Origin of the sequence: Stenotrophomonas beteli (genome assembly GCF_001431665.1) — a bacterium.
GTDB classification, from domain to species: domain Bacteria; phylum Pseudomonadota; class Gammaproteobacteria; order Xanthomonadales; family Xanthomonadaceae; genus Stenotrophomonas; species Stenotrophomonas beteli.
The window spans coordinates 9,208-24,675 of record NZ_LLXV01000077.1; the positions used below are offsets into that span (position 1 = coordinate 9,208).

General features: G+C 69.3%; 10 protein-coding genes. 9 read left to right on the top strand and 1 reads right to left on the bottom strand.

The genetic code is table 11. The annotated features are described in order from the left end of the window. The first annotated feature begins 59 nt into the window (after positions 1-59). The 9 genes from bcsE to bcsZ are packed head-to-tail and all read left to right on the top strand — an operon-like array spanning position 60 to position 14,036. The gene (bcsE, locus tag ARC23_RS17880) at positions 60-1,598 is read left to right on the top strand and encodes a cellulose biosynthesis protein BcsE (protein ID WP_152985296.1); all 1,539 of its coding nucleotides are present in this window, start codon (positions 60-62) and stop codon (positions 1,596-1,598) included. After that, on the top strand, positions 1,595-1,774 hold the full coding sequence (gene bcsF / locus ARC23_RS17885) for a cellulose biosynthesis protein BcsF (protein ID WP_057498443.1): 180 nt from the start codon (positions 1,595-1,597) through the stop codon (positions 1,772-1,774). The genes bcsE and bcsF overlap by 4 nt, the downstream gene beginning before the upstream one ends. Then, positions 1,771-3,399, top strand: coding sequence for a cellulose biosynthesis protein BcsG (gene bcsG, locus ARC23_RS17890; protein WP_057498444.1), 1,629 nt, complete (start codon positions 1,771-1,773; stop codon positions 3,397-3,399). The genes bcsF and bcsG overlap by 4 nt, the downstream gene beginning before the upstream one ends. After that, positions 3,399-3,578, top strand: coding sequence for a cellulose biosynthesis protein BcsR (bcsR, locus tag ARC23_RS17895; protein WP_057498445.1), 180 nt, complete (start codon positions 3,399-3,401; stop codon positions 3,576-3,578). Before bcsG ends, bcsR begins: the two co-directional genes overlap by 1 nt. Beyond that, complete coding sequence (bcsQ, locus tag ARC23_RS17900; RefSeq protein ID WP_057498446.1) at positions 3,575-4,330, top strand: cellulose biosynthesis protein BcsQ; 756 nt, start codon at positions 3,575-3,577, stop codon at positions 4,328-4,330. Before bcsR ends, bcsQ begins: the two co-directional genes overlap by 4 nt. Next, a complete protein-coding gene (gene bcsA / locus ARC23_RS17905) occupies positions 4,330-6,954 on the top strand; it encodes a UDP-forming cellulose synthase catalytic subunit (protein ID WP_057498447.1) in 2,625 nt (874 codons plus the stop codon). The genes bcsQ and bcsA overlap by 1 nt, the downstream gene beginning before the upstream one ends. Then, the gene (gene bcsB, locus ARC23_RS17910) at positions 6,951-9,332 is read left to right on the top strand and encodes a cellulose biosynthesis cyclic di-GMP-binding regulatory protein BcsB (RefSeq protein ID WP_057498448.1); all 2,382 of its coding nucleotides are present in this window, start codon (positions 6,951-6,953) and stop codon (positions 9,330-9,332) included. The genes bcsA and bcsB overlap by 4 nt, the downstream gene beginning before the upstream one ends. Next, on the top strand, positions 9,332-12,913 hold the full coding sequence (bcsC, locus tag ARC23_RS17915; RefSeq protein ID WP_057498449.1) for a cellulose synthase complex outer membrane protein BcsC: 3,582 nt from the start codon (positions 9,332-9,334) through the stop codon (positions 12,911-12,913). The genes bcsB and bcsC overlap by 1 nt, the downstream gene beginning before the upstream one ends. Continuing rightward, positions 12,897-14,036: a cellulose synthase complex periplasmic endoglucanase BcsZ gene (bcsZ, locus tag ARC23_RS17920; protein ID WP_057498450.1), complete on the top strand. Its 1,140-nt coding sequence runs from the start codon at positions 12,897-12,899 to the stop codon at positions 14,034-14,036. The genes bcsC and bcsZ overlap by 17 nt, the downstream gene beginning before the upstream one ends. Before the next feature lie 61 nt (positions 14,037-14,097). On the opposite strand, the gene ARC23_RS17925 is transcribed toward bcsZ, so the two are convergent. Beyond that, positions 14,098-15,414, bottom strand: coding sequence for an NCS2 family permease (locus tag ARC23_RS17925; RefSeq protein WP_057498451.1), 1,317 nt, complete (start codon positions 15,412-15,414; stop codon positions 14,098-14,100). Positions 15,415-15,468: the final 54 nt, after the last annotated feature.

Sequence of the window (15,468 nt, forward strand, 5' to 3'; positions counted from 1 at the left end):
TCACCACAGCGCTGGCTCCGGGTACTTCGCCCGGCTGAGAGCCGCTGAAAGGACCCGGCGTGACAGCGACCCACCTTGCCATTGCCGGACTACCCGCTGAATACGTTGAGATGCGCAGCGGCGGCCTGTACTGGGTGGTCGCCGCCGGCAGCGCGCCGACCGACCTGCTCGGTGCCGGCGTGCTGGCCGCTGCCGATGCACTGCACGATGCCGTACTGATCACGCTGGGGCGCGGTGCCGAACCGATGCTGGCGCTGTTGCCGGCCGCACAGGGGCCGGCGCAGCTGCGCCTGTTCCGGCGTTCGCACCATGGCATGCAGCAGGCGCTGCGCGGGTTGGCCGGCGATTTGCCGCGCACCGCGTCCGCACAGACACGGCTGAGCCTGGTGCAGTTTCCGGTGGCAGCGCTGGATGGCTGGGATGACGCGCGCTTGGCGCGCTGGTGCGCGCAGCTGCAGGCCTGGGCCGAGCAGGCGCACCAGGTGCTGCTGTTGTTGTGCCACGGCGAAGTGGCCACCCTGGCCCCGCGGCTGCTGGCATTGAACCGCACCTGCGCGGGGGTGGCCCAGCTGCATCCGCACCGGGGCGCGCTGCAGCTGCTGCTGCACTACTGGTCCAACAGCCACGGCGTGGTCGCGCAGCAATCCTTCGGCGTGGTCCAGGAGGGCAACACGCTGCACCACCGGCGCAGTGACGATGCCGTCGCCACGCCCGCCCACGATGCAAGCGGCAGCGACCGCGATGTGTTCCTGGCCCAGGCCGAGGTGCTGGAGGGGGCGCCACCGCTGTCGGCCGCATGGCGCCTGTTCGACGGCTGGGGCGGCCTGTTGCCGGCGGCACTGCAGGCGCGTGAAGCGACCGTGGTGCTGGCCATTACCGAAAATGCCCAGGTCGATGCGCTGGCGCGGCTGCTGCATCGCCTGCGCCGCGAGCGTGGCAGCGCGTTGAAACTGGTCGTGCGCGAGCTGCAACCCTGCCTTCGTTATGCCGATGAGCGCCTGCTCATGCAGTGTGGTGGCAGCCTGGTGGTGCCCGCCGATACGCCGTTGCCGCGCCTGTTGACCCTGCTTGAAACCGTGCAGCGGCAGCGCTGGCAGGGCCAGCTTGCCGACGACCCGGAACCGCTGATCCGTGCCCACCGCCCTCCAGCACTCAGTGGCCTGGTCAATGTGGCGCGCTTCCGCCAGATTGCCGGCGAGCGCATCGACCAGGATGGCAGTGCGGTGGAAAGCGCCGTGCTGGCGCTGCAACCGGTCGCCGGGCTGCGCGCCGAGCAGACCCTGCAGCAGCTGCGCATCCGCCGCCAGGGTGATCTGGCCTGCATCTACCGCGGGCAGGTGCGCCTGTTCCTGTTTGGTTGCCGCCGCGATGCCGTCGAGCAGGCGCTGGGCAACCTGTTCCGCCTGCCCTGGCGCGAGCTGTTCGATGGCTACCAGCGCTTGGCCGAATATGACATCGCAGCCATGAATGCCAGTGGCAGCGATCCTGACGCCGATGTGCTGCCGCCCCCCCCGACGGCCCTGCCGGTGGTGGCCGTGGCCGTGGAAGGGCCATCCTTCACCGCTCCAACGCCGCTGCGGCTGGGAGATTCCGCATGACCACCGACCAGCAGCTGTGGACTCTGATCGTCGCCTGTGCACTGGTGATGATTCCTTTTGGCGTGATGCTGGGCAGCCTGTGGCGTGCACTGCGCCGCAGCGTGGCGCGCGCGCTGCCACCCCGCCACCTGCGCCGGAGCGGCGTGCGCCGGCGTGCGCCGCGGGGCGCTGCATGAGTCCGCAGGCCGTTCCCGCATCGCCGTTCGCGTGGGCCGACCTGCGCGGCTGGAATCTGTACTTCCTGTCCAAGGTGGTGCTGGCCTGGATGGGCGCCCTGGATCTGAAGATCCTGCCCAACCTGCTGTTCCTCGGTGCGCTGCTGGTGCCGCTGCGCTGGCGCTGGGCGCGCATCGTGCGCACCGTGGTGGCGCTGCCGGTGGGCGTGGCGCTGTATTACCAGGACACCTGGTGGCCACCGTTCAAGCGGCTGCTGGTGCAACCGGGCGTGCTGGACTTCTCGGCCGACTACTGGCTCGAACTGGCGCAGCGCTTCATCAACTGGCAGATGGTGGCGGTGCTGGCGGTACTGCTGGTGGCGTACTACCTGCTCAAGCCCTGGCTGCGCATCACCACCCTGAGCGTGCTCGGCATGCTCGGCATGGCCGTGCTGGCCATGCCGATGCCGGCCGGCCTGGGCTGGGTGCAGGGCGCCGCCACCGCCTCGGCGGGTACCGGCAGCGGCGCCGGTGGCAGCCTGCCACCGGCCAACAACGAAACCCTCAACGCCTGGCTGGCCAGCTTCTACCAGCAGCAGGCGGGGCTGAAGACGAACTTCCCGGCGCCGGCCAGCGGCGCACCGTTCGACGTCATCATCCTCAACATCTGCTCGCTGGCCTGGAGCGACCTGGATGAAGTGGGGCTGCGCCAGAACAACCTGCTCGATCACATGGACGTGGTGTTCGACGACTTCAACTCGGCCACCGCCTACAGCGGCCCGGCGGCGATCCGCCTGCTGCGCGCCAGCTGTGGCCAGACCTCGCATACCGCGTTGTTCGATCCGGTGCCGGCCGAGTGCCAGCTGTTCTCCAACCTGCAGCGTCTGGGTTTCCAGAGCGAGCTGGCGATGAACCATGACGGCCACTTCGACGACTTCATCGGCGAACTGCACCAGTACGGCGGCCTGCAGGCGCAGCCCATGGACATCAATGCGTTCCCCAAGGCGCTGGTGGCCTTTGACAAGTCGCCGCTGCGGCGCGATGGCGACGTGCTGATGGCCTGGTGGAAGCAGCGCCAGGCCGAGGCGTCGCAGCAGGTGGCGCTGTTCTACAACACGATCTCGCTGCACGACGGCAACCGCATCGTCGGTGCCGACGGTCGCTCCAACGCCGCCGACTACAAGGCGCGTGCGGAAATGGTGCTCGGTGACATGGCCGGTTTCGTCGACGCGGTGGAAAAGAGCGGGCGCCGCGCGATGATCGTGGTGGTGCCCGAGCACGGTGCGGCCCTGCATGGCGACCGCATGCAGATTCCGGGCATGCGCGAGATTCCCAGCCCGTCGATCACCCACGTGCCGGTGGGCGTCAAGCTGGTGGGCATGGGCGCGCCGGCCGCCGGCGGGCCGCGCCACGTGCCCGAGCCGAGCAGCTATCTGGCGCTGTCCGAACTGGTGTCGCGCGTGTATGCGCTCAACGCGCAGTCGCCGCCGAGCGAACGCAACTGGGACACCCTGCTGAAGGGCCTGCCGCAGACCCCTTCGGTGTCCGAGAATGAAGGCGCCAAGGTCATCGACTACGACGGCAAGCCGTGGCTGCAGTTGCAGGGCAGCCAGACCTGGAGCCCCTATCCGGAGGACGCGCGCTGATGGCCGCCGACATTCTTGCCGTGCCCGCCACGCTGTCCGTGGAAGAGGATGACATCGACCTGCTGCGCCGCAGCCTGGACATGCCCGAGCTGCCATACGTGGATTTCTCGGCCCAGCACGAGCGTGCGCAGGCGCTGGCACGCTGGCCGTTGCTGGCCGAACTGGAGCCGCGTCGATGAGCACCGTGCTGTCGCTGCAGGGTATCCACGGTGGCACCGGGGTGACCACGGTGCTGGCGGCGCTGGGGCAGGGCCTGCACGCCCAGGGCGTGCGCGTGCTGCTGGTCGAGTGCAGTCCCGATCAGATGCTCGGCCTGCACCTGGGGCTGGCGGCCGACGTGGAGGGTGGATGGGCGCGCGCGCTGCTGGAGGGTAGCGACTGGCGCGATGCCGCCTTCGCCTGCGCGCCTGGCCTGGCCGTGCTGCCGTATGGGCGGGTTGATGCCGAGGGGGCGATGCAGGTGGAACGTCATCTGCGCGACACGCCCACGCTCTGGGCCGATCGACTGCCGCAGCTGGCCGCCCAGTTCGACTGGCTGTTGTTCGATCTGCCGCAGCGGCTGCCGGCCCATGCGGCCGCGATCAACCAGCACGCGTGCTGCACCTTGCCGCTTCGGCTGGCCTGCGTCGATCCGGCCAGCCATGTGTTCCTGCAGCGCGAGCGCGACGATGATCGCCTGTTGCTGGCCAACCGCTACGACCCGGCAATCACCGTGCAGCGTGATCTCATGCAGCTGTGGCTGCATTCGCACGCGCGTCGGCTGGTGCCGCAGCCGCTGCATGAAGATGCCCAGGTGCCGGCGGCGCTGGCCAGCAAGCAGCCGCTGCGGCGCCATGCCGCCAACTCGCTGGCCGCCGCCGACGTCGACGGGCTGGTGTTGTGGTGCCTGGCCGAAGCCGCGCGCCGGCAGGGCAGGGCAGGGGAGCGCTGATGAGCAGCCGCGTCTACTACCTGGGCTGGAGCCGCATGCGCGAGCGCGTCCATGCCGCGTGGCCGACGCGCGCCCTGCTATGGCTGCTGCAGCTGCTGGGCTGGGCGCTGCTGCGCCTGGAGGGCCCGGCCTGGCAGGCACTGGCGCCGCGCCTGCGCACGGCGTTTCCGCAGGTGCAGGGTGACCGGCGCTGGCGGCTGGGTGATCCGCTGCGCCTGCTGATCCAGGCCATCTGGCTGTCGGTGGTGCGGCTGGTACCGAAGGCTTCAAGGCGCCGGCTGCGCCTGGCCGAAGCCCGCCGCCAGCGCATTGCCGAGCTGCGCGGTGCGGCCGGGCGCGGCCACCTGCGTTACCTGCGCGCGATGCGCGATGCGCCGAGCGAATTCCGGAACAGCCGCCTGGCACACTGGTTCGTGCAACGGGCGCGCGTGATGTCGCCGCGGTCGCGGCAGCTGCTGACGCTGCTGATCGGGCTGGCCACGCTGGGGCTGGCCGTGCTGTGCATCACCCAGCCGTTCACCTATGTCGCGCAGTTCGTGTTCGTGCTGCTGCTATGGGCCATCGCGCTGCTGGTGCGGCGCATGCAGGGCCGGTACGCCACGCTGGTGCTGGTGGTGCTGTCGATCACCGTGTCCTGCCGCTACCTGTGGTGGCGCTACACCGCCACGCTGAACTGGAACAGCACCTTCGACCTGGTCTGCGGCGTGGTGCTGCTGGCGGCCGAGACCTATTCCTGGCTGGTGCTGATGCTGGGCTATGTGCAGGTGGCCTGGCCGCTGCGCCGGCGCCCGGCGGCGCTGCCGCAGGACATCCGGCAGTGGCCGACGGTGGATGTGCTGATCCCCACCTACAACGAAGACCTCGCGCTGGTGCGGCACACCGTGTACGCGGCGATGGGCCTGGACTGGCCGGCCGACAAGCTGCGCATCCACATCCTGGACGACGGGAAGCGCGAGGAGTTCCGCGCATTCGCCGCACAGACCGGGGTCAACTACATCACCCGCAGCGACAACCGCCACGCCAAGGCCGGCAATCTGAACCACGCGCTGACGCTGATCGATGGCGAGCTGGTGGCGATCTTCGACAGCGACCACCTGCCGGTGCGCTCCTTCCTGCAGGTCACCTGCGGCTGGTTCCTGCGTGATCCAAAACTGGCGCTGGTGCAGACCCCGCATCATTTCTTCTCGGCCGACCCGTTCGAACGCAACCTGCAGGTGTTCCGCAGCGACCCCAATGAAGGCGAGCTGTTCTACGGGCTGGTGCAGGACGGCAACGACCTGTGGAATGCGGCTTTCTTCTGCGGCTCGTGCGCGGTGCTGCGGCGCGAGGCCATCGATGCGATCGGCGGCTTCGCCACCGAAACCGTCACCGAGGATGCGCACACCGCGCTGCGCCTGCATCGTGGTGGCTGGAACTCGGCCTACCTGCGCATCCCGCAGGCGGCGGGCCTGGCCACCGACAGCCTGGGTGCGCACGTCAACCAGCGCATCCGCTGGGCGCGTGGCATGGTGCAGATCTTCCGCATCGACAACCCGCTGCTGGGCAAAGGCCTGAGCCTGTTCCAGCGCTTCTGCTACGCCAACGCCATGCTGCACTTCCTGGCCGGCATCCCGCGGCTGGTGTTCCTGACCGCGCCGCTGGCGTTCCTGCTGCTGCACGTCTACATCATCTACGCGCCGGCGCTGGCCATCCTGCTGTTCGTGGTGCCGCACATGGCGCACGCCAGCCTCACCAATGCGCGTATCCAGGGCAAGTACCGGCGCCCGTTCTGGGGCGAGGTGTATGAAACGGTGCTGGCCTGGTACATCGCGCGGCCGACCACGGTGGCACTGTTCAGCCCGGGGCGAGGCAAGTTCAACGTGACCGACAAGGGCGGGACACAGGCCGGTGATCGCTTCGACTGGCGCGTGGCGCGGCCGTACCTGGTGCTGGCGCTGCTCAACGTGCTGGGGCTGTGCCTGGCCGTATGGCGCTTCATGCACGGGCCGGCCGACGAGCGTGGCACGGTCGTGGTCAGCTCGCTGTGGGTGCTCTACAACCTGCTCATCATTGGCGGCGCGCTGGCCGTGGCTGCCGAAGTGCAGCAGGTGCGGCGCACGCACCGGGTCACCACGCGCCTGCCGATGGCGCTGCAGATTCCCGATGGCCGCCGCCTGCGTGGCGTGCTGCAGGACTACTCCAATGATGGCGTCGGCATCGAGCTGGGCGAGGATGCCCGGCTGGCCGAAGGCGAGCGCGTGCAGGTGCTGTTGGGGCGTGGCCGCCGCGAGTTCGCGTTCCCGGCCCGCGTGCAGCGCACCGTCGGCCATCGCCTGGGCCTGTTGCTGCTGTTCGAGAGCGAGCGCCAGCGCGTGGAGTTTGCCCAGTGCACCTTCGCCCGCGCCGATGCCTGGCTGGACTGGCATGCCGGATACCAGCCCAAGAGCCTGCCGCGCAGCCTGTGGAGCGTGCTGGTGCTGGGCTGGCGAGGTTACCGGCGGATGGGTGACTTCACGCCGTTCGATCTTGATCGTCCCAAGCATTGGAGCCGTCGCCTGCTGCGATGGATGGCCAGCTTCGCCCCGCAACGTCCGCTTCCTTCCCACCCGGCTGACCCAGCCGCTGATCCAGGGCTTCGTCCATGAGCACTCCTCTTTCTATGCGCTGGCTGCTGCTGCCCTTGCTGGCCCTGCCCGTGGCTTCAGGCAACAGTGCCCCGGCGCCGGCTGTCCCCGCCGGAATGCCTGCCGCGCGCACTGCGGCAGCCGCACCGCCGGCGGCGTCGCCGCCGGCCGAGACGGCGGCCGTGCCCGCGGCACCCGCCGCAGGCAGTGAACCGGCGCTGGCGCAGACCTGGGCCGGCAGTGCGTGGCCATGGCAGCGGCAGAACACCTTTGCCCAGCTCGGGCGGCGCCAGGACACGCTGCTGTCCGGCGTGCGCAATGCCACCACGTTCGAGTTCCAGGTGCGCCGTGACCGCTTGGTGCGCGACGCCGAACTGGACCTGAGCTTCACGCCCTCACCGTCGTTGCTGCCGACCCTGTCGCATCTTCGGGTCTATCTCAACGACGCGATGATGGGCGTGGTGCCGATCAGCAACGATCAGCTGGGCCGTCCGGTGCAGGCCAAACTGCCGCTGGATGCGCGGCTGATCGCCGACTTCAACCAGGTGCGGCTGGAGTTCGTCGGCCACTACACCGATATCTGCGAGGAGCCGACCCACAGTTCGTTGTGGGTCAACCTGTCCAGCAACAGCACGCTGCGCCTGGGCGGCCAGCCGCTGGCGATGCAGGACGACCTGGCCAATTTCCCGCTGCCCTTCTTCGACCCCCGCGATACCGCGCGTCTGGAACTGCCAGTGGTGTTCGCTGCCGCACCCAGTCTTGCCCAGCAGCGTGCCGCGGCGGTGATGGCCTCCTATTTCGGCAGCCTGTCCGGCTGGTGGCGGCAGGCGCGCTTCCCGGTGAGCTTCGGCGCGCTGCCCGACAGCGGCCATGCGGTAGTGCTGGCGGTCAACGGCAGGTTCCCGCCGGTGATCGCCAACCATGCACCCGTGAAGGGTCCGGTGATCGAACTGATGGCGCTGCCGGAAGATCCGCAGCGCAAGCTGCTGCTGGTGCTCGGCCGCAACGATGACGACCTGCAGAAGGCGGTGGCCGCGATGGCGGCCGGCAATGTGTTGTTCCGTGGCCGCCAGGTCAGCATCGACGAGATCAAGCCCCTGGCTCCGCGCAAGCCCTACGATGCCCCGAACTGGGTGCGCACCGACCGCGCCGTGCGCCTGGCCGAGCTGCTGGACTACCCGCAGCAGTTGCATGCCAATGGCGTGTCGCCGCAGCCGATCACGGTCAACCTCAACCTGCCGCCGGATCTGTTCATCTGGCGCAACCAGGGCATTCCGCTGAACCTGCGCTACCGCTACACGCCGCCGTTCGGCAGCGATGAATCGCGGTTGGGGGTGGCGATCAACGACCAGTTCATCTCCAGCTTCCCGCTGGTGCGGCGCAACGGCAAGCAGGGCCTGGAGGAAATCCGCCTGCCGGTGCTGGCCGGTGATGCCGGTGCCGATGCCGGGCGCCTGCTGATTCCGGCCCTGAAGCTGGGTGACCGCAACCAGCTGCGCTTCGACTTCAACTTCGCCAGCGTGATGGGCAGCGCCCAGCGCGACCATTGCCAGACGGTGCTGCCGCCGAACCTGCAGGCGGCCATCGAGGAGGACTCGACCATCGACTTCTCCGGCTTCCATCACTACATGGGGTTGCCGGACCTGTCGGCGTTCGCACTCAGCGGCTTCCCGTTCACCCGCATGGCCGACCTGTCCGAGACCGTGGTGCTGGTGCCGTCTGTTTCCAGCCAAGCGCAGGTGAGCCTGCTGTTGAACCTGGTCGGCGGCCTGGGCGTGCAGAGTGGCTACCCGGCCTACGGCCTGCGCCTGTCCGATGACTGGAAGCAGGCCAGTGCGCTGGATGCGGACCTGTTGATGCTGGGCACGCTGCCGGCCGAGCTGCGCGGCAGCCAGCAGCTGTCGCTGCTGATCGACGACCAGCGCACGCGCCTGCTCAATGGCCAATCGCCTTCGCCGCAGGCGGCGATGGAGCAGGCGCGGCGCGGCAGCCGTGCCGGCGATCCGGCGGTGACCGAAGTGGCAGTGACCGCGCAGGCCCCGTTCGCCGCGATCATCGGCATGCAATCGCCGCACCACGCGCAGCGCAGTATCGTTTCATTGGCGGCCAGCGACGCCGCCGACTATGGCCTGCTGGACGACGCGCTCAGTGATACCGGCAAGCGTGAGGCCATCGCCGGATCGGTGGCGATCCTGCGCAGTTCGGGTATCCACAGCCAGTTCGTCGGCGAGCACTACTACGTGGGCGCACTGCCGTGGTGGCTGCTGCTGTGGTACCACCTGGCCGACCACCCTGCGCTGCTGGCGGTGCTGGCCACGGTGGTGGTGCTGATGGTGGCCTTCCTGCTGTGGCGCGCGCTGCGCTGGGTGGCGGCCAAGCGCCTGGATCCGGGGCACTGATGGCACGCAGGCGGCACCCGCTGGTCACCGCATCCGGCCTGGTCCTGCTTGGCCTGGCCGGTGCCGCCCCATGCGCGGCGCAGGCGCTGCCGGACACCCCCGGCGGCACCGTGGCCGAGCAACGGCAATGGCTGCTGCAGCAGGTGCGGATCGGCGAGGCCACCGGCCGCCAGAGCCTGATCGAGGACGCATTGGCCCGCTTGCGGATGCTGGCCCCGGATGATCGGGCTACGTTGGTGGCGATCCTGGAGGTGCAGCTGTCGCAGCAGAAGCTGGACGATGCCGAGGCCACGTTGAAGCGGCTGCGCCAGCTCGGTGCCGGCAGCCGCGAACTGGCGGCCGGTGAACGCCTCTGGCGCGCCTACCGCGGCGACCTGCAGCAGGCGTTGCAGCAGGCCCGCCTGTTTGCCGCCGGCGGCCGCAGTGCCGAAGCGCTGGCGATCTACCGTCGCCTGTTCAATGACGATCCGCCTGGCCTGCAGCTGGGCCTGGAGTACTGGCGCCTGCGTGGCAGCCAGGCCGATGGACGCGCCCTGGCCATCCGGGGGCTGAGCGAGCTGGATCGCAGCTACCCGGGCAATGTGACGCTGCTGCAGACGCTGTCGCAGCTGCTGTTCGCCGCCGGCCGCGACAACGAAGCGCTGGCCGCACTGCAACGGATGGGGCGCAACCCAGAAGCGCGTGGCATGGCCGCCGATGCCGAGTGGGGATACCTGAAGGAGCAGCCGGCCGACGAACGCAGCGTGCGCCGCCTGCAGGATTTCATCACCCGCAACCCGGCGTTCAACGACCTGGCGCTGGTGCGCGAACGCTATGCCGACCAGCACAGGCGGGTGAGCGACCCGGCATGGCGTGCGGGCCTGCGGGGCCAACAGCTGCTGGATGCCGGTCGCAACGCCGAAGCCGAACGTGCCTTCCTGCAGGCCTTGCGTGGCTATCCGCGCGAGGCCGATCTGCTGGGTGGGCTGGGCATGGCGCTGATGCGGCAAGGACGGCGCGAGCAGGCCATCGGCTACTTCCAACGCGCGGTGCAGGCCACACCGGCTGGTGACAGCAGCGACAAGTGGAGTGATCTGATTGCCAGCACGCGTTACTGGCTGCAGCTGGACCAGGCCGATGCCGCGTTGGCCGCGGGCCGGCTGGATGAGGCCGAGCGGCTCTACGCGCAGGCTCGCCGCCAGCAACCGCGCGACGTCAATGCGGCGCTGGGCCTGGTCGACGTGGCCGTGGCCCGCGGCGATGACGCGGCCGCAGAACGCCAGCTGCAGCTGGCACGGCGGATGGCGCCCAACGATGCCAACGTGATCCGCAAGCTGGTGCAGCTGTATGGCCGCACCGATCCGCAACGGCTGGAAGCGTTCATCCATGCCCTGCCTGCGGCACAGCGCAGGCTGTATGCCGAAGACCTGCGCCAGCTGCAGATCAGCCGCCTGCGCGAGCGGCGCGAACAGGCCTTGGCCAGCGGTGATGCCGCCACCGCCATCGTGCTGGGGCAGCAACTGCGCAGCGAGCTGCCGGCCGACGCCTGGCTGGCCTTCGCGCTCGGCAACGAGCTTCGCGGGGCGGGCCGGCAGGACGAGGCCGATGCAGTGGTGGCCGACATGGCGGCCCGCAATGACAGTGCCGAGGCACGCTATGCACAGGCGTTGTACCTGTCCGGCTCTGATCGCCTGGCGCAGGCACTGGCGGTGCTCGACGCGCTGCCGCAGGCGCGGTGGGACGATGATATCCGTGCGCTGTCCGCGCGCCTGAAGCGCCAGCAGCTGGTCGATCAGCTGTGGGAGCTGCGTGCGCAGGGACGTGAGGCCGAGGCCATCGCGCTGCTGCAGCAGCAGCCGCCCAGCACCGACAACGATCTGCTGATGGCCGAATGGGCGCGCCTGCGCGGTGACCACGTGCAGGCGCTGCACTACTACCAGCGCGTGCTTGCCGCGCAGCCGGACAATGTGGATGCGCAGCTGGGCCAGGTACAGGCCTGGATCGGCAGCGGCGATCTGGCCAGCGCACGCCGCCAGATGCAGGATGCACCGCCGGTGGTGGACGCGGCCGAGATCGGCCAGCAGCGCCAGCTCGCCACTATCTGGACCGACCTGCGCGAAGACAGCAAGGCGCTGGCGATCCTGCGCGCGTTGCTGGCGCGCAGGACCGGGCCGGATGCACAGTCCTGGCGTGATGCGGCACGGCTGGTGCGCCGCGATGATCCGCAGCAGGCGCTGGACATGTACGCGCAGGCCATGGCCGATAACGGCCTGTTGGCTCCCGGCCAGGCTACGCCGCGCGACAATCGCGCGCTGACCCTGGCCAGCCGCGAGACCGCCGGCGATGACTGGCTGCGGCGCAGCCTGCGCAGCGACGTGGAGACCTTGTACCAGCAGGAGAATCCCACCCTGACGGTGATGCAGGATACCGGTCGCCGCAGCGATGGGACGCCGGGCATTTCGCGGCTGTCGCGTGATACCCGCATCGCGCATCTCGACGCGCCGTTCGCCGGTGGGCTGGGCTGGGCGCGCATCGAGCAGGTGGACTTCGATGCCGGTCGCTTCCAGACCGATGGGAACGGGGCCTACGACGAGGATTTCGGCAGTTGCGACCTCGATCTGCTGCGCGCCGACGGCAGTGGCCTGCGCGCACCGGGCTGCACCCGCTTCGTGCACCAGCGACGCAGCTCCGGTGCAGGTTTCGCGGTAGGCTGGCGCACGCTGGACGACCGCTGGAACCTCGACATCGGCCACACGCCGTCCAACTACGTAGCCGGCAACTGGCTGGGGGGCGTCACCCTCAATGGCGATCTCGGCCGGTTCGGCTGGGGCGCCACCGTGTCGCGGCGGCCGATGACCAATTCGCTGCTCTCGCAGGCCGGCGCTGTCGATCCGCGCAGTGGCATCGCCTGGGGCGGGGTCACCGCCAACGGCGCCACCTTCAGCCTCGGCTACGACCAAGGCGGGCGCAATGGTGTGTGGTCGAACTGGAGCTGGCATCGCCTGACTGGCCGCAACGTGGTCGACAACACCCGTGCACGCGCGATGGTGGGCTGGTACCACAAGCTGATCCAGCGCGCCGACATGCGCCTGGATGTGGGCACCACCGCCATGTACTGGCGCTACCAGAAGGATCTGGGCGGCTACTCGCTGGGCCAGGGCGGCTACTACAGCCCGCAGCGCTATGCCTCGCTGAGCCTGCCGGTGAGCTTCGCCTGGCGCAATGATGTGTGGTCGGTGCGCCTGGATGGCTCGGTCAGTGTGTCCAGTGCGCGCACCTCATCGATCAGCCGTTTCCCTGACCAGGCGTTGATCGACCGCGTGATCGCACAGCTGGAACCGCAGTACGGCCCGCTGACACTGGACCAGGCCGGCCTGTACACCGGCGACAGCAGCAGCACCGGCACCGGCTACCGCCTGTACGGCGCGGTCGAACGCCGCCTCGGCGATCACTTCGTGCTGGGCGCTGCCGGAACCCTGCAGCGCAGCCGCGATTTCTCGCCGAATTCGTTCCAGCTCTACCTGCGCTATACCTTCAAGCCCTGGCAGGGCAACCTGCCGCTGCCCGTGTCTCCGCTGGTGCCCTATGGCGAATTCCGCTGATCTGCGCCGCCGTCGCCTGTTGCAGGTGGCCGCTGTGCTGCCGGTGCTGGGCTGGTCGCGCGCACAGGCGCTGGCGCAGCCGGCGCCGCGTTGGCCGGCCTGGAAGGTGCTGGTCGACAGCAGCCTGAGCCGCGACGGGCGCATGATCGACCGCAGCCAGCAGGACCAGCGCAGCACCTCGGAAGGGCAGTCGTACGCCTTGTTCTTCGCGCTGGTGGACAACGATCAGGGATTGTTCGACCGCATCCTCGGCTGGACCCAGGACAACCTCGCCGGTGGCGACATGGGCACGCGCCTGCCGGCCTGGCTGTGGGGGCGCGATGACGCCGAAGCCTGGCGGGTACTGGATGACAACCCGGCCTCGGACTCCGATCTGTGGCTGGCCTATGCGCTGCTGGAGGGCGCGCGGCTGTGGCGCCGTCCCGCCCTGAAGGCCATCGCCGAGGGCATGCTGGCGCAGGTGCGGGCGCGCGAGATCGTGGACCTGCCCGGGCTCGGCCCGATGCTGTTGCCGGGCCCACAGGGGTTCATCGAAGGGGACGCCACGCGGGTCAACCCCAGCTATCTGCCCCTGCCGCTGCTGCGCCGCTTTGCGGCGGAAGATCGCAGCGGGCCGTGGCAGGCGCTGGCGCGCAACAGCGTGCAGCTGTTGCAGCAGAGCAGCCCGCACGGATTCGCACCGGACTGGGCGGCGTGGAAAAGCGGTCGCTTCGTCGTCGATCCGGTGCGCGGTGCGGTCGGCGGCTACGACGCCATCCGCTGCTACACCTGGGCCGGCATGACCGCATCGCGCGATCCGTTGTTCCGCGCGCAGCTGGCGGCCCTGTCCGGGCCGCTGCAGCGCCTGCGCAGTGGGGCACCGATGTGGGAAAAGATCGACACCCGCAGTGGCCAGGGGCAGGGCGAAGGCAACTACGGATTCCGCGCGGCATTGCTGCCGTACCTGATCGCCCAAGGCGAAACCAAGCGTGCCGATGCATTGCTGGCCAGCCTGCCCAGCGCGGAGCAGCAGCGTGCTGACGAGCCGGCCTATTACTCGCAGATGCTGACCCTGTTTGGTCGTGGCTGGGCCGAAGGGCGCTGGCGCTTCGCCGCCGACGGGCGTCTGCAGCCGCGCGGGTAACTACAGTGCTGCCGGGTCAGTGCCCGTTGCGCAGCAATGGGCTCTGACCCTCCGCCAGGCCTCATTCCAACGCGAAGCGCAGGGTGAACAGCACCGCCACCAGCCACACTGCCGGATGCACTTCGCGCCAGCGGCCGGTACCGGCCTTCAGCGCGGCGTATGCGATGAAACCGAACGCCAGGCCATTGGCAATCGAGTAGGTGAAGGGCATCGCCAGTGCACACAGCGCGGCCGGCACTGATTCGGTGAGGTCGCTCCAGTCCACTTCCACCAGTTCGCGCAGCATCAGGCCAGCCACGAACAGCAGCGCCGGTGCGGTGGCATAGCTGGGTACCATCGCCGCCAGCGGCGAGAACAGCAGCGCGGCCAGGAACAGTGCCGACACCACCAGCGCGGTCAGGCCGGTGCGCCCGCCCACCTGCACGCCCGAGGCGCTTTCGGCGAAGGCGGTGGTGCTGCTGGTTCCAAGCATCGAGCCTGCAACAATCGCGGTGCTGTCGGCCAGCAGCGCACGCCCGAAGCGCTTCTGCGCGCCCGGCAGCTTCAGCAGGCCGGCACGACCGACCACGCCGTACAGCGTGCCGGTGGCATCGAACACCTCCACCAGCACGAACACCAGCACCACCTGCAGCAGTACTGCGATGGGTGCGCCACCGTCATGGTGCAGCAGGCCCGGCAGGTCCAGCTGCAGGAAGGTTGGTGCCAGGCTCGGCGGCAGCGAGACCAGGCCCTGGTACTGCACATCGCCCAACGCCCAGCCGGCGCCGGTCACGGCCAGGATGCCGATCAGGATCGCGCCCCGGATGCGGCGCGCTTCCAGCACCGCGATCAGCAGGAAGCCGGCCAGTGCCAGCAGCGGCGGTGCGGTGTTCAGCGGGCCCAGCGCCACCAGCGTGTCTTCATTGCCGACGATCACGCCGGACTTCTGCAGCGCGATGATCGCCAGGAACAGGCCGATGCCGGCCACGATCGCCGAGCGCAGCGACGAGGGGATGCCGGACACCAGCCATGCGCGCACGCCGGTCAGCGACAGCACCAGGAACACCAGGCCGGAGATGAACACCGCACCCAGCGCCTGCTGCCACGGCAGGCCAGCGGCACCGACCACGGTGAAGGCGAAGAACGCGTTCAAGCCCATGCCCGGTGCCATGCCGACCGGGAAGTTGGCGGCCAGCGCCATCACCGCCGAACCCAGCGCAGCGGCCAGGCAGGTGGCCACGAACACCGCACCGGCATCCATGCCGGTGGTGCCGAGGATCTCGGGGTTCACGAAGACGATGTAGGACATCGTCAGGAAGGTGGTGACACCGGCCAGCAGCTCGGTACGCACGGTGGTGCCGTGCTGCTGCAGCTGGAACAGGCGCTCGAACAGGGACATGGGGCTTCTCGCGAAGGTGTCGCCAGCAAGCGGGCGACCCACAGAAGGAGAAAG

Coding starts and splice junctions, on each gene's coding strand:
- bcsF (WP_057498443.1), top strand. CDS start 1,595: ATGACCACCGACCAGCAGCTGTGGACTCTGATCGTCGCCTGTGCACTG.
- bcsG (WP_057498444.1), top strand. CDS start 1,771: ATGAGTCCGCAGGCCGTTCCCGCATCGCCGTTCGCGTGGGCCGACCTG.
- bcsR (WP_057498445.1), top strand. CDS start 3,399: ATGGCCGCCGACATTCTTGCCGTGCCCGCCACGCTGTCCGTGGAAGAG.
- bcsQ (WP_057498446.1), top strand. CDS start 3,575: ATGAGCACCGTGCTGTCGCTGCAGGGTATCCACGGTGGCACCGGGGTG.
- bcsA (WP_057498447.1), top strand. CDS start 4,330: ATGAGCAGCCGCGTCTACTACCTGGGCTGGAGCCGCATGCGCGAGCGC.
- bcsB (WP_057498448.1), top strand. CDS start 6,951: ATGAGCACTCCTCTTTCTATGCGCTGGCTGCTGCTGCCCTTGCTGGCC.
- bcsC (WP_057498449.1), top strand. CDS start 9,332: ATGGCACGCAGGCGGCACCCGCTGGTCACCGCATCCGGCCTGGTCCTG.
- bcsZ (WP_057498450.1), top strand. CDS start 12,897: ATGGCGAATTCCGCTGATCTGCGCCGCCGTCGCCTGTTGCAGGTGGCC.
- ARC23_RS17925 (WP_057498451.1), bottom strand. CDS start 15,414: ATGTCCCTGTTCGAGCGCCTGTTCCAGCTGCAGCAGCACGGCACCACC.